The 704-nt window shown below is 61.5% G+C and carries 1 protein-coding gene and 1 pseudogene; one reads left to right on the top strand and one right to left on the bottom strand.

Features of this window, described 5'->3' with window-relative positions; all coding sequences use genetic code 11:
* Positions 1–233, top strand: a pseudogene (locus tag EN994_RS34080) (LLM class flavin-dependent oxidoreductase); the annotation flags it as partial.
* A gap of 24 nt (positions 234–257) precedes the next feature.
* Here EN994_RS34080 and EN994_RS34075 read toward each other — a convergent pair.
* On the bottom strand, positions 258–653 hold the full coding sequence (locus EN994_RS34075; protein ID WP_063169943.1) for a RidA family protein: 396 nt from the start codon (positions 651–653) through the stop codon (positions 258–260).
* Positions 654–704 lie beyond the last annotated feature (51 nt).

The following is a 704-nucleotide window of genomic DNA, read 5'->3' as shown; positions in this document are numbered from 1 at the left end:
TCTCGCAATCGCACGACCCGCACGCCTATGACCGCTACCGGCAGCGTTTCGCCGGCGGCGCCGGCACCTACCCGCTGATCGGAACGCCGGAAACGATCGCCGCCGACATGGTCGCAATTGCCGGGCACGGCTATCAGGGCATCGCGCTGTCCTTCGTCAACTACACGCAAGAACTGCCCTATTTCTGCGATCACGTGCTGCCGATCTTGAGGCAGGCGGGGCTTCGCGAATAATTTATTCCTGAGGCAGCCAATAATTTATTCCGGAATGACGGCGGTGGCCTGGATTTCGATCTTGGCGCGATCCTCGACCAGCGCCACCACCTGCATGGCGGCCATCGCCGGAAAATGCCGGCCGATGACCTCGCGATAGGCCTCGCCGATACCCCTGAGATTGGCAAGGTATTCGGCCTTGTCGGTGAAGTACCAGGTCATCGAGGTGATGTGCTGCGGCCCCGCGCCGGCTTCCGCCAGCACCGCGACGATGTTCTGAAGCGTTTGCCGCACCTGGCCGACGAAGTCGTCGGTTTCGAACTGGCATTGGCCGTTCCAGCCGACCTGTCCGCCAACGAAGACGAGCCGACCGCGCGCCGCGACGCCGTTGGCGTAGCCGACAGGTTTGGCCCAGCCTTCCGGCTGCAGAATCTGGTGCATTTCAGTCTCCCGATTCGTCAAAACTCGGTTCGCAATATCCATTGTCAAAAC

Origin of the sequence: Mesorhizobium sp. M7A.F.Ca.CA.002.09.1.1 (genome assembly GCF_003998555.1) — a bacterium.
Taxonomy (GTDB): Bacteria; Pseudomonadota; Alphaproteobacteria; order Rhizobiales; family Rhizobiaceae; genus Mesorhizobium; species Mesorhizobium ciceri.
The sequence above is the reverse complement of the archived record's forward strand: the minus strand, read 5'-3'. Positions and strand labels throughout refer to the sequence as shown.

What these genes read in the sequence shown, in the direction of transcription:
- EN994_RS34075 (WP_063169943.1), bottom strand. Translation starts at nt 653, where the DNA reads ATGCACCAGATTCTGCAGCCGGAAGGCTGGGCCAAACCTGTCGGCTAC.